At 64.7% G+C, this 12,923-nt stretch carries 14 protein-coding genes and 1 riboswitch; of the genes, 10 read left to right on the top strand and 4 right to left on the bottom strand.

The genetic code is table 11. The features are described from left to right. Positions 1-73: 73 nt before the first annotated feature. A riboswitch (glycine riboswitch) is annotated at positions 74-167 on the bottom strand. A gap of 64 nt (positions 168-231) precedes the next feature. Next, positions 232-888: a hypothetical protein gene (locus HMP06_RS01000; RefSeq protein ID WP_232089800.1), complete on the bottom strand. Its 657-nt coding sequence runs from the start codon at positions 886-888 to the stop codon at positions 232-234. A 139-nt stretch (positions 889-1,027) separates the two neighbouring features. Between HMP06_RS01000 and ispH the strand changes: the two genes are divergently transcribed. From ispH to rnhA, 3 genes are read left to right on the top strand one after another with little or no spacing between them, the layout of a single operon-like run. Beyond that, positions 1,028-1,984, top strand: a complete 957-nt coding sequence (gene ispH, locus HMP06_RS00995) for a 4-hydroxy-3-methylbut-2-enyl diphosphate reductase (protein WP_176498317.1) — start codon at positions 1,028-1,030, stop codon at positions 1,982-1,984. 3 nt (positions 1,985-1,987) lie between these two features. Further along, complete coding sequence (gene thrB / locus HMP06_RS00990; RefSeq protein ID WP_176495400.1) at positions 1,988-2,956, top strand: homoserine kinase; 969 nt, start codon at positions 1,988-1,990, stop codon at positions 2,954-2,956. Continuing rightward, on the top strand, positions 2,953-3,405 hold the full coding sequence (gene rnhA / locus HMP06_RS00985) for a ribonuclease HI (RefSeq protein ID WP_176495399.1): 453 nt from the start codon (positions 2,953-2,955) through the stop codon (positions 3,403-3,405). Before thrB ends, rnhA begins: the two co-directional genes overlap by 4 nt. Here rnhA and HMP06_RS00980 read toward each other — a convergent pair. From HMP06_RS00980 to HMP06_RS00970, 3 genes are read right to left on the bottom strand one after another with little or no spacing between them, the layout of a single operon-like run. Beyond that, entirely contained in the window at positions 3,402-3,575 is a 174-nt protein-coding gene (locus tag HMP06_RS00980; RefSeq protein ID WP_176495398.1) for a YegP family protein, read from the bottom strand. The two genes, rnhA and HMP06_RS00980, sit on opposite strands and share 4 nt — an antisense overlap. 50 nt (positions 3,576-3,625) lie before the next feature. Then, positions 3,626-4,720, bottom strand: a complete 1,095-nt coding sequence (locus tag HMP06_RS00975) for an NAD(P)/FAD-dependent oxidoreductase (protein ID WP_176495397.1) — start codon at positions 4,718-4,720, stop codon at positions 3,626-3,628. Next, positions 4,720-5,667: an alpha/beta fold hydrolase gene (locus HMP06_RS00970; protein ID WP_176495396.1), complete on the bottom strand. Its 948-nt coding sequence runs from the start codon at positions 5,665-5,667 to the stop codon at positions 4,720-4,722. The genes HMP06_RS00975 and HMP06_RS00970 overlap by 1 nt, the downstream gene beginning before the upstream one ends. A gap of 48 nt (positions 5,668-5,715) precedes the next feature. Between HMP06_RS00970 and HMP06_RS00965 the strand changes: the two genes are divergently transcribed. Genes HMP06_RS00965 through HMP06_RS00935 form a run of 7 tightly spaced genes read left to right on the top strand, consistent with a single transcriptional unit; the run spans position 5,716 to position 12,860 of the window. After that, positions 5,716-6,198, top strand: coding sequence for an A24 family peptidase (locus HMP06_RS00965; RefSeq protein WP_176495395.1), 483 nt, complete (start codon positions 5,716-5,718; stop codon positions 6,196-6,198). Positions 6,199-6,233: 35 nt separating this feature from the next. Further along, on the top strand, positions 6,234-7,253 hold the full coding sequence (cpaB, locus tag HMP06_RS00960) for a Flp pilus assembly protein CpaB (RefSeq protein WP_176495394.1): 1,020 nt from the start codon (positions 6,234-6,236) through the stop codon (positions 7,251-7,253). After that, positions 7,254-8,843: a pilus assembly protein N-terminal domain-containing protein gene (locus HMP06_RS00955; protein ID WP_176495393.1), complete on the top strand. Its 1,590-nt coding sequence runs from the start codon at positions 7,254-7,256 to the stop codon at positions 8,841-8,843. Positions 8,844-8,862: 19 nt separating this feature from the next. Continuing rightward, positions 8,863-9,525, top strand: coding sequence for a CpaD family pilus assembly protein (locus HMP06_RS00950; RefSeq protein ID WP_176495392.1), 663 nt, complete (start codon positions 8,863-8,865; stop codon positions 9,523-9,525). After that, positions 9,525-10,826 carry an AAA family ATPase gene (locus HMP06_RS00945; protein ID WP_176495391.1) on the top strand — a complete coding sequence of 434 codons (1,302 nt, stop codon included), beginning with the start codon at positions 9,525-9,527 and terminating at the stop codon, positions 10,824-10,826. Before HMP06_RS00950 ends, HMP06_RS00945 begins: the two co-directional genes overlap by 1 nt. Positions 10,827-10,882: 56 nt before the next feature. Further along, the gene (locus HMP06_RS00940; protein WP_176495390.1) at positions 10,883-11,857 is read left to right on the top strand and encodes a type II secretion system F family protein; all 975 of its coding nucleotides are present in this window, start codon (positions 10,883-10,885) and stop codon (positions 11,855-11,857) included. Between the two features lie 4 nt (positions 11,858-11,861). Further along, positions 11,862-12,860 carry a type II secretion system F family protein gene (locus HMP06_RS00935; RefSeq protein ID WP_176495389.1) on the top strand — a complete coding sequence of 333 codons (999 nt, stop codon included), beginning with the start codon at positions 11,862-11,864 and terminating at the stop codon, positions 12,858-12,860. Positions 12,861-12,923 lie beyond the last annotated feature (63 nt).

Raw genomic sequence — 12,923 nt, 5'->3', positions numbered from 1 at the left:
TTTGACCGAGCGGACTCGGCTTACCCCTTCGGTGGCCCCCGCTCAGCGAGCGGGTGCGCTTTCCAGAGTGTCGATAGCCCGCGCGGTCCGGTGGCCTGAGAGATTCCGGGGCGGTTGCTCCTTCGGCGTCCCGACCCGAAGGTCGGAAACTCTCCCGCGCGTGCCTATGCGAGTTACCCCGCATCGACGCCCGAGGGTTTGACGCGGTGCAGCAAGCGAGTCAACGGCGCATTAGCGCGTGGCGTTATATTTCAACTGCTCACTAGTGAGCTGGAACCCAACCAGCGCTTCGAAGGTCGAGCGCAGCACGGCTGCACGAATTTCAGGGCGCGACAGCGGATCGACCGCCGCTTCCTGGTCACCCGCGCGGCGCTTCTCGGTCAGCGTCTTGCGCACTTCGGGCGATAGTGTCGCGGCAGCGCGCGATACCGTCGCGCTGCCGGTGCCCTGCACGCTGGCGCGGGCCTGCCCGGGTTCGAAATGCAGCGTGGCGCGGCCGATCCGCTTGGCGATCACCGCGCTGCCGCCCTGCACGACGGTGACGAAATAGGGCAAGGTCACGTCGCGCGCACCCTCGGTCCGGGACCTGCGGCCTTCGACGGAGAAGGTCACCGTGGTCAGGATGTCGTCGCCTGAATCGGTGCAGATCGACCGCAGCTTGGTCAGCACCGCCGTGACATCGACCGCGCTGGCGTCGCGGCTGGTCGCGGGATCGAACACAGTAACGTCACCGGTCGATGCAGGAATCGCAACGGTCGGGCAGGCGGTGCGCACCGCGGTGATACCGCCCGATTCGTCGAGTTCACCCGTCGTCTTGCACGCACCAAGCAAGGAGCCTGCCGCCAGCAAAAACGCTGAAGCGGCGATGGTCGATTTCCGGACTGTCACGGGGTTACGTACCTTGTCATGCAAAAGGGCTTTGTCGCGCACGCGAAATCACCCGTGTAAGGATTTATTGCGCAGGCGCTGACGCACCATAGGAAGCGGCTTTCGCCTACGCAAGCAATCGCGTAGAGCTGTCGCTGTGATGCTTACCCCGCAAAAGCCGCCCCTCTCCTTGATCATCGCCGCCCCGCGCGGTTTCTGCGCCGGCGTCGATCGTGCCATTCAGATTGTAGAACTCGCGATCGAGAAATTCGGCGCTCCGGTCTATGTGCGCCATGAAATCGTCCACAACCGCTTCGTCGTGGACATGCTGCGCGACAAGGGCGCGGTGTTCGTCGAGGAATTGGACGAGGTGCCCGACGGCGTACCCGTGGTGTTCTCGGCGCACGGCGTGCCCAAAGCGGTCCCGGACAAGGCGACCGAACGCGGCCTCGCCTTTTTCGATGCCACCTGCCCGCTCGTCTCCAAGGTTCACCGCGAGGCGGAACGGCAGGTCGAAGCAGGACGCCATATCCTGTTCATCGGCCATGTCGGTCATCCAGAGGTGATCGGTACCTTCGGCCAGGTACCCGAAGGCGCGATGTCGCTGGTCGAGACCGTAGAGGATGCGGAGAAGTTCGTACCTGTCGATCCAGACAATCTCGCCTTCCTCACCCAAACCACGCTGTCGATGGATGACACCGCCGAGGTGGTGGCCACGCTCAAGCGCCGCTTCCCGACGATCCAGGGGCCACGCGGCGAAGACATTTGCTACGCCACCTCCAACCGCCAGAGTGCGGTGAAGGCGATCGCGCATGCGTGCGAGGCCCTGCTGGTGATCGGCGCGCCAAACTCTTCCAATTCGGTGCGCTTGGTCGAAGTTGCGGAACGCGAGGGCACGCCCGCACGGCTGATCCAGCGCGCGGACGAGCTCGATTGGACCTTCCTCGAAGGCGTGACCACGCTCGGCATTACCGCCGGTGCCTCCGCGCCTGAAGTGCTGGTGCGCGAACTGGTCGATCGTCTCGCCGAGCGCTTCGAGATTACCGAGCGGGAAGTCGAGACCAAGCGCGAGACGATTTCGTTCAAATTGCCCCGCGGGCTCGAAATCGCCGCCTGATCCATGGCCGTCTACACGCCTGTCTCGGCCGAGATTCTGGCCGGTTTTCTCGCGCGCTATGACGTCGGCGAGTTGGTGTCGGCCAAGGGCATCGCCGAGGGGGTCGAGAACACCAACTACCTGGTCGATACGACTGCCGGGCGGTTTATCCTGACGCTGTACGAGAAGCGGGTAGACGGCGGCGACTTGCCCTATTTCATGGCACTGCTCGATCATCTCGCGGTGCGCGGGTGCCCGGTGCCGCCTGCGATCAAGGACCGGGATGGCGTGGCGATCCAGACGCTTGAGGGGCGGCCAGCGTGCCTGATCCAGTTCCTTCCTGGCGTTTCGGTCACGCATCCAACGCCCGTACAAGCGCTGGCTGCGGGCACGGCGCTGGGCGAAATGCACGTGGCGCTGGCCGATTTTCCGCTCGATCGCGCTAATTCGATGGGTTCTGCAACGTGGCAACCGCTGCTGGACCGGTGTGGAAGCGATCTCGATGCGATCGCCCCCGGGCTGCACCACGATATGGCCTTCGCGCTCGCCGATGTGGCCGCGACTTGGGAGCGCGTTCCCCTGCCCCGGTCGACCATCCATGCCGATCTGTTTCCGGACAATGTGTTGATGCGCGGCGATACGGTCGGCGGGCTGATCGACTTCTATTTCGCCTGCACCGACATCCGCACGTATGATCTGGCGGTCATGCATGCCGCCTGGGCGTTCGATCCGAGCGGCGCGACCTTCGACGCGGCCGTCGGCGATGCGCTGATCGTCGGCTATGGCCGCAGCTTCCCTTTGTCCGAGCAGGAACTGTCCGCCTTCAATGGTCTCGCCGTCGGCGCGTGCATCCGCTTCACTTTGTCGCGCGCGTGGGATTGGCTCAACACCCCCGCCGATGCGCTGGTGACACGCAAGGACCCGCTCGCCTTCTGGCGACGCGTCAAAATCTACGACCCCAACCTCGCTGCCAAGTTAAAGACGCTGTCATGACCGAACTCACCAAGATCGAAATCGCCACCGATGGCGCCTGCAAGGGCAATCCCGGCCCCGGCGGCTGGGGCGCGTTGATCCGTTCGGGCGGAACCGAGAAGGAATTGTCGGGCGGTGAGCTGCTCACGACCAACAATCGCATGGAGCTGACCGCGGCGATCGAGGGGCTCAACGCGCTGAAGCGCCCGTGCCATGTCACATTATCGACCGACAGCCGTTACGTGATGGACGGCCTGACCAAATGGATCAAAGGCTGGCAGAAAAACGGCTGGAAGACCGCCGCGAAACAGCCGGTCAAGAATGCCGATCTCTGGCAAAGGCTGATCGACGCGGCGAAACCGCACCGGATCGAATGGGTCTGGGTCAAGGGCCATGCCGGCCACCCCGACAACGAACGCGCAGACACGCTGGCGAGCGATGCCGCGGTGGCGGCGGGGCGGCGCGGTTAGGCTTCTTCGACCGGAGCGTCCGGGCCGTTTTTCAGCACTGACTCGATCGCATTTTTTGCGCCGGCCTTGCTGGCATAGCCTTCGGTCCAGAAGATCGTCTCGCTATTGTATTTGAACTTGGCGACGTATTCACCGGTCTTGTTCTGCTCGATCACGAATTTATGTGCCATTCGGGCCTCCCGCGTTGTTGGGTGTCACGAGGATAGCGCCGCGCGGATCGTTACGCCAGCGCGTGGAAGCGCCCGGGCGCGTAGCGTGCCGGATCGATCCCGGCGACGCTCTCATCGGGCGCCAAACCCAACAGCACCGCCGCCGCAAGCGCAGCCGCCGCCGGCGCGGTTTGGATGCCGAACCCCCCCTGCCCCGCACACCAGAAAAATCCAGGCGAATCGGACGCGAAGCCATAAACGGGCAGACGATCGAGCGCGAAGCTGCGCAAGCCCGCCCAGCGCCGCTCGAGCTTGGTAATACGCCAATCGACGACGTGTTCGAACCGGTCGATCGCGGTGGCGACGTCGATTTCCTCGGGCTGGACATCGCCGGGCTCGACCTTGGTTTCGTCATGCGGGCTGAGCCACAACCGCCCGCCCGCCTCGGGCTTGAAATAGAAATTGCCGGCGATGTCGGCGATATGCGGCATCGTCGCGGGCGGGGCCGGATCGGTTACCAATTGCACCACCGTGCGCCGGTACGCGGTGATACCGATCGGTGCGACATCGGCGCGGCGCGCGACCTCATCGGCCCAGGCACCGGCTGCATTGACCAGGATCGTCGCCGACACTGCCCCCGCTCCGGTCGTGATCTGCCAGCGATCACCACTATGCGTCGCCGCCTGCAGCGGCGCCGACAGCATCAGCGTTGCCCCGGCGCGCCGCGCATCGGCCAAATACCGCGCGTGCAGCCCCGCCACGTCGATGTATGTGCTGCTCTGCTCCATGACGCCGAGCGTCCATTCGGCGCGCAGACCCGGAATATACGCCCGCGGATCGACTTGCCGCAGTTCTACCCCTGAACCTGCAAACTCGCCCAGAAACGCCTCGATCGCGGCTTCGTCCGCCGCACGACCGATATGCAGCGACCCGAGATCCTCGAGAAACCCGCCGTCGCGCAGCGCTGCGCCCGACGCCGTCGTCAGCGGCTGCACCCCCGGCCCGCCATAGCTTTCGGACCAGAACGCCGCCGATCGCCCGGTCGCGTGATAGCCCGGCAGCTCCTCCGCCTCCAGCAGCACGACCGACGCATGCGGCGCGACCGCTGCCGCCAGGCTCGCGCCCGCCATGCCCGCCCCGACGATGGCGATATCGTAGCGCGTCATCATGCTCTCCCCGGCGCCCGAGCGGACAGGAAACCGTCGATTTCGCCGATCACGCGATTACGCACCGCATCCACCTCACGCAGCAATTCGTGCGCCGCCTCCCGCCCGAAGCGAACGATCTGCGCATCGGGCAGCTTCGCTGCAGTCTGATACGCCGCCTTGGGCGAGACGAGCTTGTCGCAATCCGCCACCAGCATCAGAATCGGCACCGACAGCGTCTTCAGCCGCGAATCGCCGCGCAGACGCCGGGTCGAGGTGAACGCCTCCGCCACCCAGCGCCAGCTCGGCGGGCCGAGCAGCAGTTCTGCTTTGGACGATTGCCAGAAGAGTTCGTCAGCATAGCGCTCCGGGTCATGCGTCAGCAATGCTTGCCGCGTCTCGGTTGCCCCGGGTTTCTCATTGCCGCGCCAGGCCGGTCGCGCCGGATTGCCAAGCGCGGTCATCACGCTCGCCAGCCGCTCGCCCAGCGTCCAGCCAAGCGGGCTGTGCAGACCCAACATCGGTGCGACGAACACCGCAGCATCGGGCATCGCCGCCCCTTCGACCAGCGCGCGCAGCGCCAGATGACCGCCCATCGAGTGGCACATGACGACATGCGGACCGGGCCCTTCCGTCACCCAATGCGCCCAGAAATCGCGAAAGTCGTCGACGTAGAGCTTGAAGTCGTCGACATGGCCGACATGCGGATCTGGCGACAATCGCCCAGACCCGCCCTGGCCGCGCCAGTCGAACGAGGTGATCGACCAGCCTTGCGCGTGCCAGTGCGCGAAGGCCTCCAGATACTTTTCGAAAATGTCGCCGCGGCCGCCCAGAAACAGCATTCGCCCGCGAACGCGGCGCTGCACCGGCCAGTCGAATCGGCGCAGCATCCAGCCGTCGCGTGCCGTCCAGCGCGTGATCCGCGCGGCCGCGGGAATCGCACGGCGATAGAGTTGCGGGGAGACCATGGGCTTTGGTTACGTTTTAGAAAGGCATGACGTCTAGGCTTTTCCCTCATGGGTGGGCCTTCCTTTTCTGCAGTGTTGCTCGTCGCACTCGCGATGATCCTGGTTTCCGCCGGGATTCAGGACGCGCGCACGCGCGAAATCGCGAATTGGAAGAATGCCGTGATCGCGCTGATGGCCCCGCTGTGGTGGTGGTCGAACGGCTTGGCGCTATGGCCCGACATGGCGATGCAGATCGGCCTGGCGCTGATTGTGTTCGGCCTGTTCGTCGCGGCATTCCAGTTCGGCTGGATGGGCGGCGGCGATGTCAAGATGATCGGGGCGCTCGCTCTGTGGCTGCCGCTGGTGCCGCTGATGTGGATGCTGATCGTCATGTCGCTAATTGGCGGCGCGCTGACGATGGCATTGCTGATCGAGCACGCGATCCGGCATCGTACCGGCCAGATCGAGGTGCCGTACGGCGTCGCGATCGCGATCGCCGCGCTGATTGCGTTGCGTGAACCGCTTTTTAACCACTTTGGTGTGAATGCTTAACGCGGGCTCAATCGCCCGGGTCCGAAAGGTCTGAAATGGATAGTCGCAAGGTCATATTGCTGGTGGGTGCGCTGATCGTCGCGGCGATCACGGCGTTCATGGCACGATCGCTGATCGTGGGCAGTTCGGCGCCGCAAGCCGCAGCCGTCGTTGCCCAACAGCCGACCGGACCCGAGGTCTTGGTCGCCACCAAGCCACTGCCCGTCGGCACGATCCTCGACGCGACCTCGCTGCGCTATCAGCCGTGGCCGAAGGATCTGGTCGAAAACGTCTATTTCATCAAGAAGGCTGGCTTCGACCCCAGAACGCTGGTGGGCACGGTCGTGCGCAACGCCATGACCGCGGGCCAGCCGATCACCAACGGATCGCTGGTCAAGCCAGGCGACCGCGGTTTCCTCGCTGCCGCCCTCGGGCCGGGCATGCGCGCGGTCACCGTGCCGGTACAGACCCAGACCAGCGTCGCGGGCTTCGTTTTCCCCGGCGATCGCATCGATCTGATCCTGACGCAAAGCGTGCCGGGCGGCGGTGACGGTCCGCCGCTGAAGGCGGCCGAGACGATCATGCGCAATCTGCGCGTCCTCGCCACCGATCAGCGCACCGACAATGCGACCGGCGAAGATGGCAAGAGCATTGTCCGCACCTTTTCGAACGTGACGATCGAAGCGACGCCAAAGATCGCCGAGCAGATCGCCGTCGCACAGACGCTCGGCTCGCTCTCGCTGTCGCTGCGCTCGATCGCCGACAATAGCAGCGAGCTCGAACAAGCGATCGCCAGCGGTGATGTCAGCATGCCCGACGATCCAAAGGCGGAGAAGGCAATGCTGACCAGAATCGCCAGCACGCCGTCGACCGGCACGTCCACCATGGCGACCGGCGCCGACGTGTCGCGCTTTCAGCGTCGTACCGTGCCCGGCAAGACTGCCACGAACGGCCCGATGGGCGGCGTTGGGTCGAGCGCCGGCGCGTTTCCGGGGGGTGCGGTCAATACCGGCCCGGTCGTCCATATCGCACGGGGAAATGCGGTGACGGAAGTCGCCGTTGGGGGGAAGAAGTAGATGCGTAGCGTGTCCATCTCGCTCGGCTGGTCGCTCGCCGTCGCGCTCGTCGGCGGAAGCGTCGCGGTCGCGCCGGCGGCTGCCCCGGCCCAGACCGTCAGCGGCGGTACGGTGTTGCAAGTCAACACCGGTCGCGGACGCCTCGTCACGCTGACGCGGCCGATGAGCGACATCTTCGTCGCCGACGACAAGATCGCCGACGTCCAGGTCCGATCGCCGACCCAGCTCTATATCTTCGGCAAGACTGCCGGCGAAACGACTGTTTCGGTCACCAACAAGGCGGGCGCCGTGGTCTATTCCGCCACCGTCCGCGTCGGCAACAACTTCGATTCGATCCAGCAGATGCTGTCGCTCGCCATGCCCGACGCCCGCATCGTGGCGACGCCGATGAACGGGCTCGTCCTGCTCACCGGCACCGTGAAGGCACCGGAAGACGGCGCGGAAGCGACCCGCCTGGTTCAGGCCTATGTGGGGGACACGACCAAGGTGCTCTCGCGTCTCGGCACGGCGACGCCGCTCCAGGTCAACCTGCAAGTCCGCATCGCCGAGGTCAGCCGCAGCTTCGTGAAGAACATCGGCGTCAATTTGCAAACCCTGAACAATAGCGGCGGCTTCAATTTCGGCATCGGCCAAGGCCGCGGCGCCTCTCCGCAATATACGCCGGGCGGGCCGCTGTTCGTCGGCGGCACGGTCGCTTCGACCGGGACCAGCTTGCTCACCACGGTTGCCAACGGCACCACGCTTGGCGCAGCGGGCAAGATCCTCGGCCTCGACGTCTTGTCCTCGCTCGATCTGGGCGAGCGCGACGGTGAGGTTTCGACCCTCGCCAACCCAAACATCACGGTCATTTCGGGCGAGACCGGCTCGTTCCTGGCCGGCGGCGAAATCCCGATCCCGATCAGCCAGGGGCTTGGCGCGGTGTCGGTCGAGTATAAGCAATATGGCGTCAGCCTGTCCTACACGCCGACGGTGCTGGCGGACGGCCGCATCTCGATGCGGGTGCGTCCGGAAGTGTCGCAATTGTCATCGGACGGTGCCGTGACGATCGCCGGGACGACGATCCCGGCGCTCAGCACGCGGCGGGTGGAGACGACGGTCGAGCTCGGTTCGGGCCAAAGCATGATGATCGGCGGCCTGCTGTCGAACAGCCACAACAATTCGATCACCAAGGCGCCCGGACTGGGCGATGTGCCAGTGCTCGGCGCGCTGTTCCGCTCGAACGCGTTTCAGCGCAACGAAACCGAATTGGTCATCGTGATCACGCCCTATCTGGTCAAACCGACCAACGCGAACGACATCGCTCTGCCGACCGACGGGCTCAAATCCCCGACTGATCTCGGCCGTGTGTTCCTGGGCCAGTTGAGCAACGGCACCACCGGCGGTGATCGCCCCAAACCGACGCTCGCGCCGCGCAGCACAGCGCAGCCGACCTTCGGTGCGGTGACCCCCGCGCCGGTCGTTCCGACGGTTCCCGGACCCGCGCCTGCGCCCAGCCCGCAGCGCCGCGACGAAACGATCTCGGCTGCTCCAGCCCCGGTTGTGCCGCCCAAGAAGGGCCTTGCCGCCGCGCCCGGTTTCAGCCTCAATTAAGCCCCGGAAGGACTAGACCATGTACAAGCGTACACTTCTGATCGCGACCGGCCTGGCCCCCGCCCTGTTGATCGGCGCGTGCACGACTGTCGGCCCGGGTTCGGGCACCGAAAACCGCGGCCTCGAATCGGTTCATCAACCGGTCGTCAGCCGCAGCGATTATGCACTCGACGTGGCAACCAGCGGCAACGGCTTGGCCCCCGGCGAGGAACAGCGCCTTGCCGGCTGGATGGGCTCGCTGCGGCTCGGCTATGGCGATCAAGTCGCGATCGACGATCCCAATCCCGGCGGCACGGGCGTACGCGACGATGTGGCGCGCCAAGTCGCGCGCTATGGCCTGCTTGTATCCGACGACGCGCCGCTCACCAATGCGCCGGTCACGCCGGGAATGATCCGCGTGGTGGTCAGCCGGATGCAGGCGAGCGTCCCCGGCTGCCCCGATTTCAGCCGCGTCCGCGGCCCCGATTTCGAGGGGCATACCGGATCCAATCAAGGCTGCGCGATCAACACCAATCTCGCCGCGATGGTCGCTAACCCGACCGATCTGGTCCGCGGGCAGACCGGCAACGGCATCACCGACACTGCAACATCGGGCAAGGCGATCGACCTGTATCGCAAGGCGACCCCGACCGGTGCCGGCGGGACGACGGTTAAGTCCGAAAGCTCGAAAGGCGGCAACTGATGAACGCACCCTTCAATCCGGGGCGGATCGGCCTGCGCGACCCCTTTACGGCCTTTGTCTGCGACGAAACCACCGCGGAAACGCTGCGCCCGATCGCCGTCGAAATGGGCTGGGCACCGGAAAAGGTGAACAAGGGTGGCTTGCGCAATGCCGTGCAATCGCTCTCGGTCTCCGCTTCGCCGCAGATCCTGTTCGTCGATCTGTCGGAGAGCGGCGATCCGCTGAACGACATCAACGCCCTGGCCGAAGTGTGCGAGCCGGGCACGGTCGTGATCGCGGCCGGCCAGGTCAACGACGTGCGGCTGTACCGCGATCTCGTCGTGAGCGGCATTCAGGATTATCTGCTCAAGCCACTCAACCCCGACATGCTGCGCGAAGCCTTTACCAATGCGCAGACGATGCTCAACGCGCCCAAGGCGGTCGAGGCCGGGACCGAACGTCCGCACATCTCCACCGCCTTCATCGGCGCGCGCGGCGGGGTCGGGGCATCGACGCTCGCGACCTCGGTCGCATGGGTGCTGAGCGAAAAGGGCGCGCGGACGACCGCCCTGCTCGATCTCGACGTGCATTTCGGGACGGGTGCGCTGTCGCTCGATCTCGAACCCGGCCGCGGGTTGACCGATGCGATCGAGAATCCGAGCCGCATCGACGGGCTGTTCATCGAGCGCGCGATGGTAAAATCGAGCGAGCGGCTGTCGGTCCTGTCGGCAGAAGCGCCGATCAACTCGCCAGTGCTGACGGATGGTGCGGCCTTCTACCAATTGCAGGAGGAAATGCGCGCCGCGTTCGAATGCACCGTGGTCGATCTGCCCCGCGGGATGTTGGTGCAGCACCCGCATCTGATGACCGATATTCAGGTTGCTGTGATCGTAACCGAGCTGACGCTCGCCGCCGCGCGCGACACCATCCGGCTGCTGTCGTGGATGAAATCGAACGCACCACAGACGCAAGTCGTGGTCGTCGCCAATCGCGTCCAGCCGGTCGCCGTGCTCGAGATCAGCCGCAAGGATTTCGAAGGGTCGATCGAACGCCGAATCGATTTCCTGATTCCTTTCGATCAGAAGCTCGCCGCGCAGTCGGCCAAGCTCGGCAAACCGTTCGCGGAGGCCGGTAAAGGCAACAAGACGATCCTCCCGATCGTCGATCTGGCCACCAAATTGATGGCGGTCGGCGATTCGGCGGAGTCGATCGACAGTGTCAGCGCGAACGCCGGGAAGAAGAAGCCGGTCGGCAAAGGCACGTCGCTGATGGGCAAATTCGACTTCAAGTCGATGATTTCACGCCCCGCCAAAAAGAAATGAGCCGCCTGGCGGGGGCGTAAACCCCGTCGTAACGAAACGGAGCGCCAGATACGCCTGTGGAACTGATACCGGTCCTTTCGCTGGGTGCAGGTGCGTTGATCGTGCTGGCACTGCTCGCCGTCGCGTTCAGCGGCCCCAACGCCGCGCGGGCTAGCACGCGCCGGATGGGCGCAGTGCGCGCGCGTCACAACGAATCGGCCAACGCGCTGGTCGATGCGCAAATGAAGCGAATCGCCGCCGCCCGCAGCAACAAGATGGACGCCGCAGCGATGCGCTTCTTGCCGCGCCCCGCGCTGCTGAAAAAGCGCTTGGCGATGACCGGCAAGCCTTGGACCGTCGGCCAATATGGCATAGCGACGCTCGGCATCGTCACGATCGTCACGCTCCTGCTGATCTTTGCTGGCCTGCCGATCGTTCTGGCGCTGCTGGTCGGCGTGGTGGTCGGGGCGGGCGTGCCACACATGGCGGTCGGTTACTTCATCAAACGCCGCATCGCGCAATTCACCGCGAAATTCCCGGATGCGATCGAATTGCTGGTGCGCGGGCTGCGCTCAGGCCTGCCGATCACCGAGACGATCGGCGTCGTGGGGGCAGAGCTCGACGGGCCGGTCGGCGTCGAATTCAAGGCGATCACCGACAAGATGAAAATTGGCCGCTCGATGGATGCAGCCCTTCAGGAAACAGCCGACCGGCTCGGCACGCCTGAATTCCAATTCTTCGTCATCACCTGCGCGATCCAGCGCGAGACCGGCGGCAACCTTGCCGAAACGCTCGCCAACCTCGCCACGGTGCTCCGCATGCGTGGGCAGATGAAGCTGAAGATCAAGGCGATGTCGTCCGAATCCAAGGCGTCGGCATACATCATCGGATCGCTGCCGTTCATCGTGTTCGGCATGATCTGGATGATCAATGGCAGCTATATGCAGACCTTCTTTACCGACCAGCGGCTAATGGTGCTGGGCGGCGGCGGGCTGCTGTGGATGGGCCTCGGCGCATTCATCATGAGCCGCATGATCAATTTCGAGATTTGATGCGATGACCAACGCCCCCACCGGACCCGTCATCCTCGGCGTCGACGTCTATACGGTCGCAACCTTGCTCGCCGGGGTCGCCGCCTTCATGGTGCTGCTGGCAATATACGCCGCGACGACCGCGCGCGACCCGATGACCAAGCGTGTCAAGGCGCTGAACGACCGGCGCGAACAGCTCAAGGCGGGCATCACCGCCTCGACCAAGCGTCGCGCCAAGCTCGTTACCAAGAACGAGACGACCGACCGGATCAAGGCGCTGCTCTCCGGCATGAAGGTGTTGCAGGACAGCCAGGTCAAGGCGGCGCAGATCAAGCTGATGCAGGCCGGTATCCGGTCGAAGGAATATGCCGTCGCGGTCATTTTCGGTCGGCTCGTCATTCCGCTGACTTGGGGCGTGTTCGTCCTGTATCTGGTCTATGGGACCGAGATGTTCGCCGATTGGACGCCGTTCAAGGCGTACGGCCTCGTCGCGGTGAACTTCATCCTGTCGTACAAGGCACCCGACCTCTATCTCAACAACAAGATCACCAAGCGCAGCAAGGAAATCCAGAAGGGGCTGCCCGATGCGCTCGATTTGCTGGTGATCTGTGCCGAAGCGGGACTGACCGTCGACGCCGCCTTCAATCGCGTGGCGCGTGAGTTGGGCAAAGCCTACCCCGAACTCGGCGACGAATTCACGCTCACCGCGATCGAACTCGGCTTCCTGTCCGAACGGCGGCAAGCGTTCGAGAATCTGGCGCAGCGCGTGAAGCTGGACGCCGTGAAGGGCGTCGTCACAACGATGGTCCAGACCGAAAAGTACGGCACACCGCTCGCTTCGGCGCTGCGCGTGTTGTCCGGCGAGTTCCGCAACGAGCGCATGATGCGCGCCGAGGAAAAGGCCGCGCGCCTGCCCGCAATCATGACGATCCCGTTGATCTTGTTCATCCTGCCGACGCTGTTCGTCGTCATTCTCGGGCCAGCCGCTTGCTCGATTTCGGATGCCTTTAAGGACGGCGTCTAACCCCGACTCGACGCTTGCCCCAAAGCGGCGTTGTCGGCAGGATCGCAGGCGTACCGAAACCGC

Source organism: Sphingomonas sp. HMP6, from assembly GCF_013374095.1.
GTDB lineage: Bacteria > Pseudomonadota > Alphaproteobacteria > Sphingomonadales > Sphingomonadaceae > Sphingomonas.
Note: the sequence above shows the minus strand (reverse complement) of the source record. Positions and strands in the feature narration are given on the sequence as shown.

Excerpts from the sequence above, each read along its gene's own strand:
- ispH (WP_176498317.1), top strand. The coding sequence starts at position 1,028 with ATGCTTACCCCGCAAAAGCCGCCCCTCTCCTTGATCATCGCCGCCCCG.
- thrB (WP_176495400.1), top strand. The coding sequence starts at position 1,988 with ATGGCCGTCTACACGCCTGTCTCGGCCGAGATTCTGGCCGGTTTTCTC.
- rnhA (WP_176495399.1), top strand. The coding sequence starts at position 2,953 with ATGACCGAACTCACCAAGATCGAAATCGCCACCGATGGCGCCTGCAAG.
- HMP06_RS00980 (WP_176495398.1), bottom strand. The coding sequence starts at position 3,575 with ATGGCACATAAATTCGTGATCGAGCAGAACAAGACCGGTGAATACGTC.
- HMP06_RS00975 (WP_176495397.1), bottom strand. The coding sequence starts at position 4,720 with ATGACGCGCTACGATATCGCCATCGTCGGGGCGGGCATGGCGGGCGCG.
- HMP06_RS00970 (WP_176495396.1), bottom strand. The coding sequence starts at position 5,667 with ATGGTCTCCCCGCAACTCTATCGCCGTGCGATTCCCGCGGCCGCGCGG.
- HMP06_RS00965 (WP_176495395.1), top strand. The coding sequence starts at position 5,716 with ATGGGTGGGCCTTCCTTTTCTGCAGTGTTGCTCGTCGCACTCGCGATG.
- cpaB (WP_176495394.1), top strand. The coding sequence starts at position 6,234 with ATGGATAGTCGCAAGGTCATATTGCTGGTGGGTGCGCTGATCGTCGCG.
- HMP06_RS00955 (WP_176495393.1), top strand. The coding sequence starts at position 7,254 with ATGCGTAGCGTGTCCATCTCGCTCGGCTGGTCGCTCGCCGTCGCGCTC.
- HMP06_RS00950 (WP_176495392.1), top strand. The coding sequence starts at position 8,863 with ATGTACAAGCGTACACTTCTGATCGCGACCGGCCTGGCCCCCGCCCTG.
- HMP06_RS00945 (WP_176495391.1), top strand. The coding sequence starts at position 9,525 with ATGAACGCACCCTTCAATCCGGGGCGGATCGGCCTGCGCGACCCCTTT.
- HMP06_RS00935 (WP_176495389.1), top strand. The coding sequence starts at position 11,862 with ATGACCAACGCCCCCACCGGACCCGTCATCCTCGGCGTCGACGTCTAT.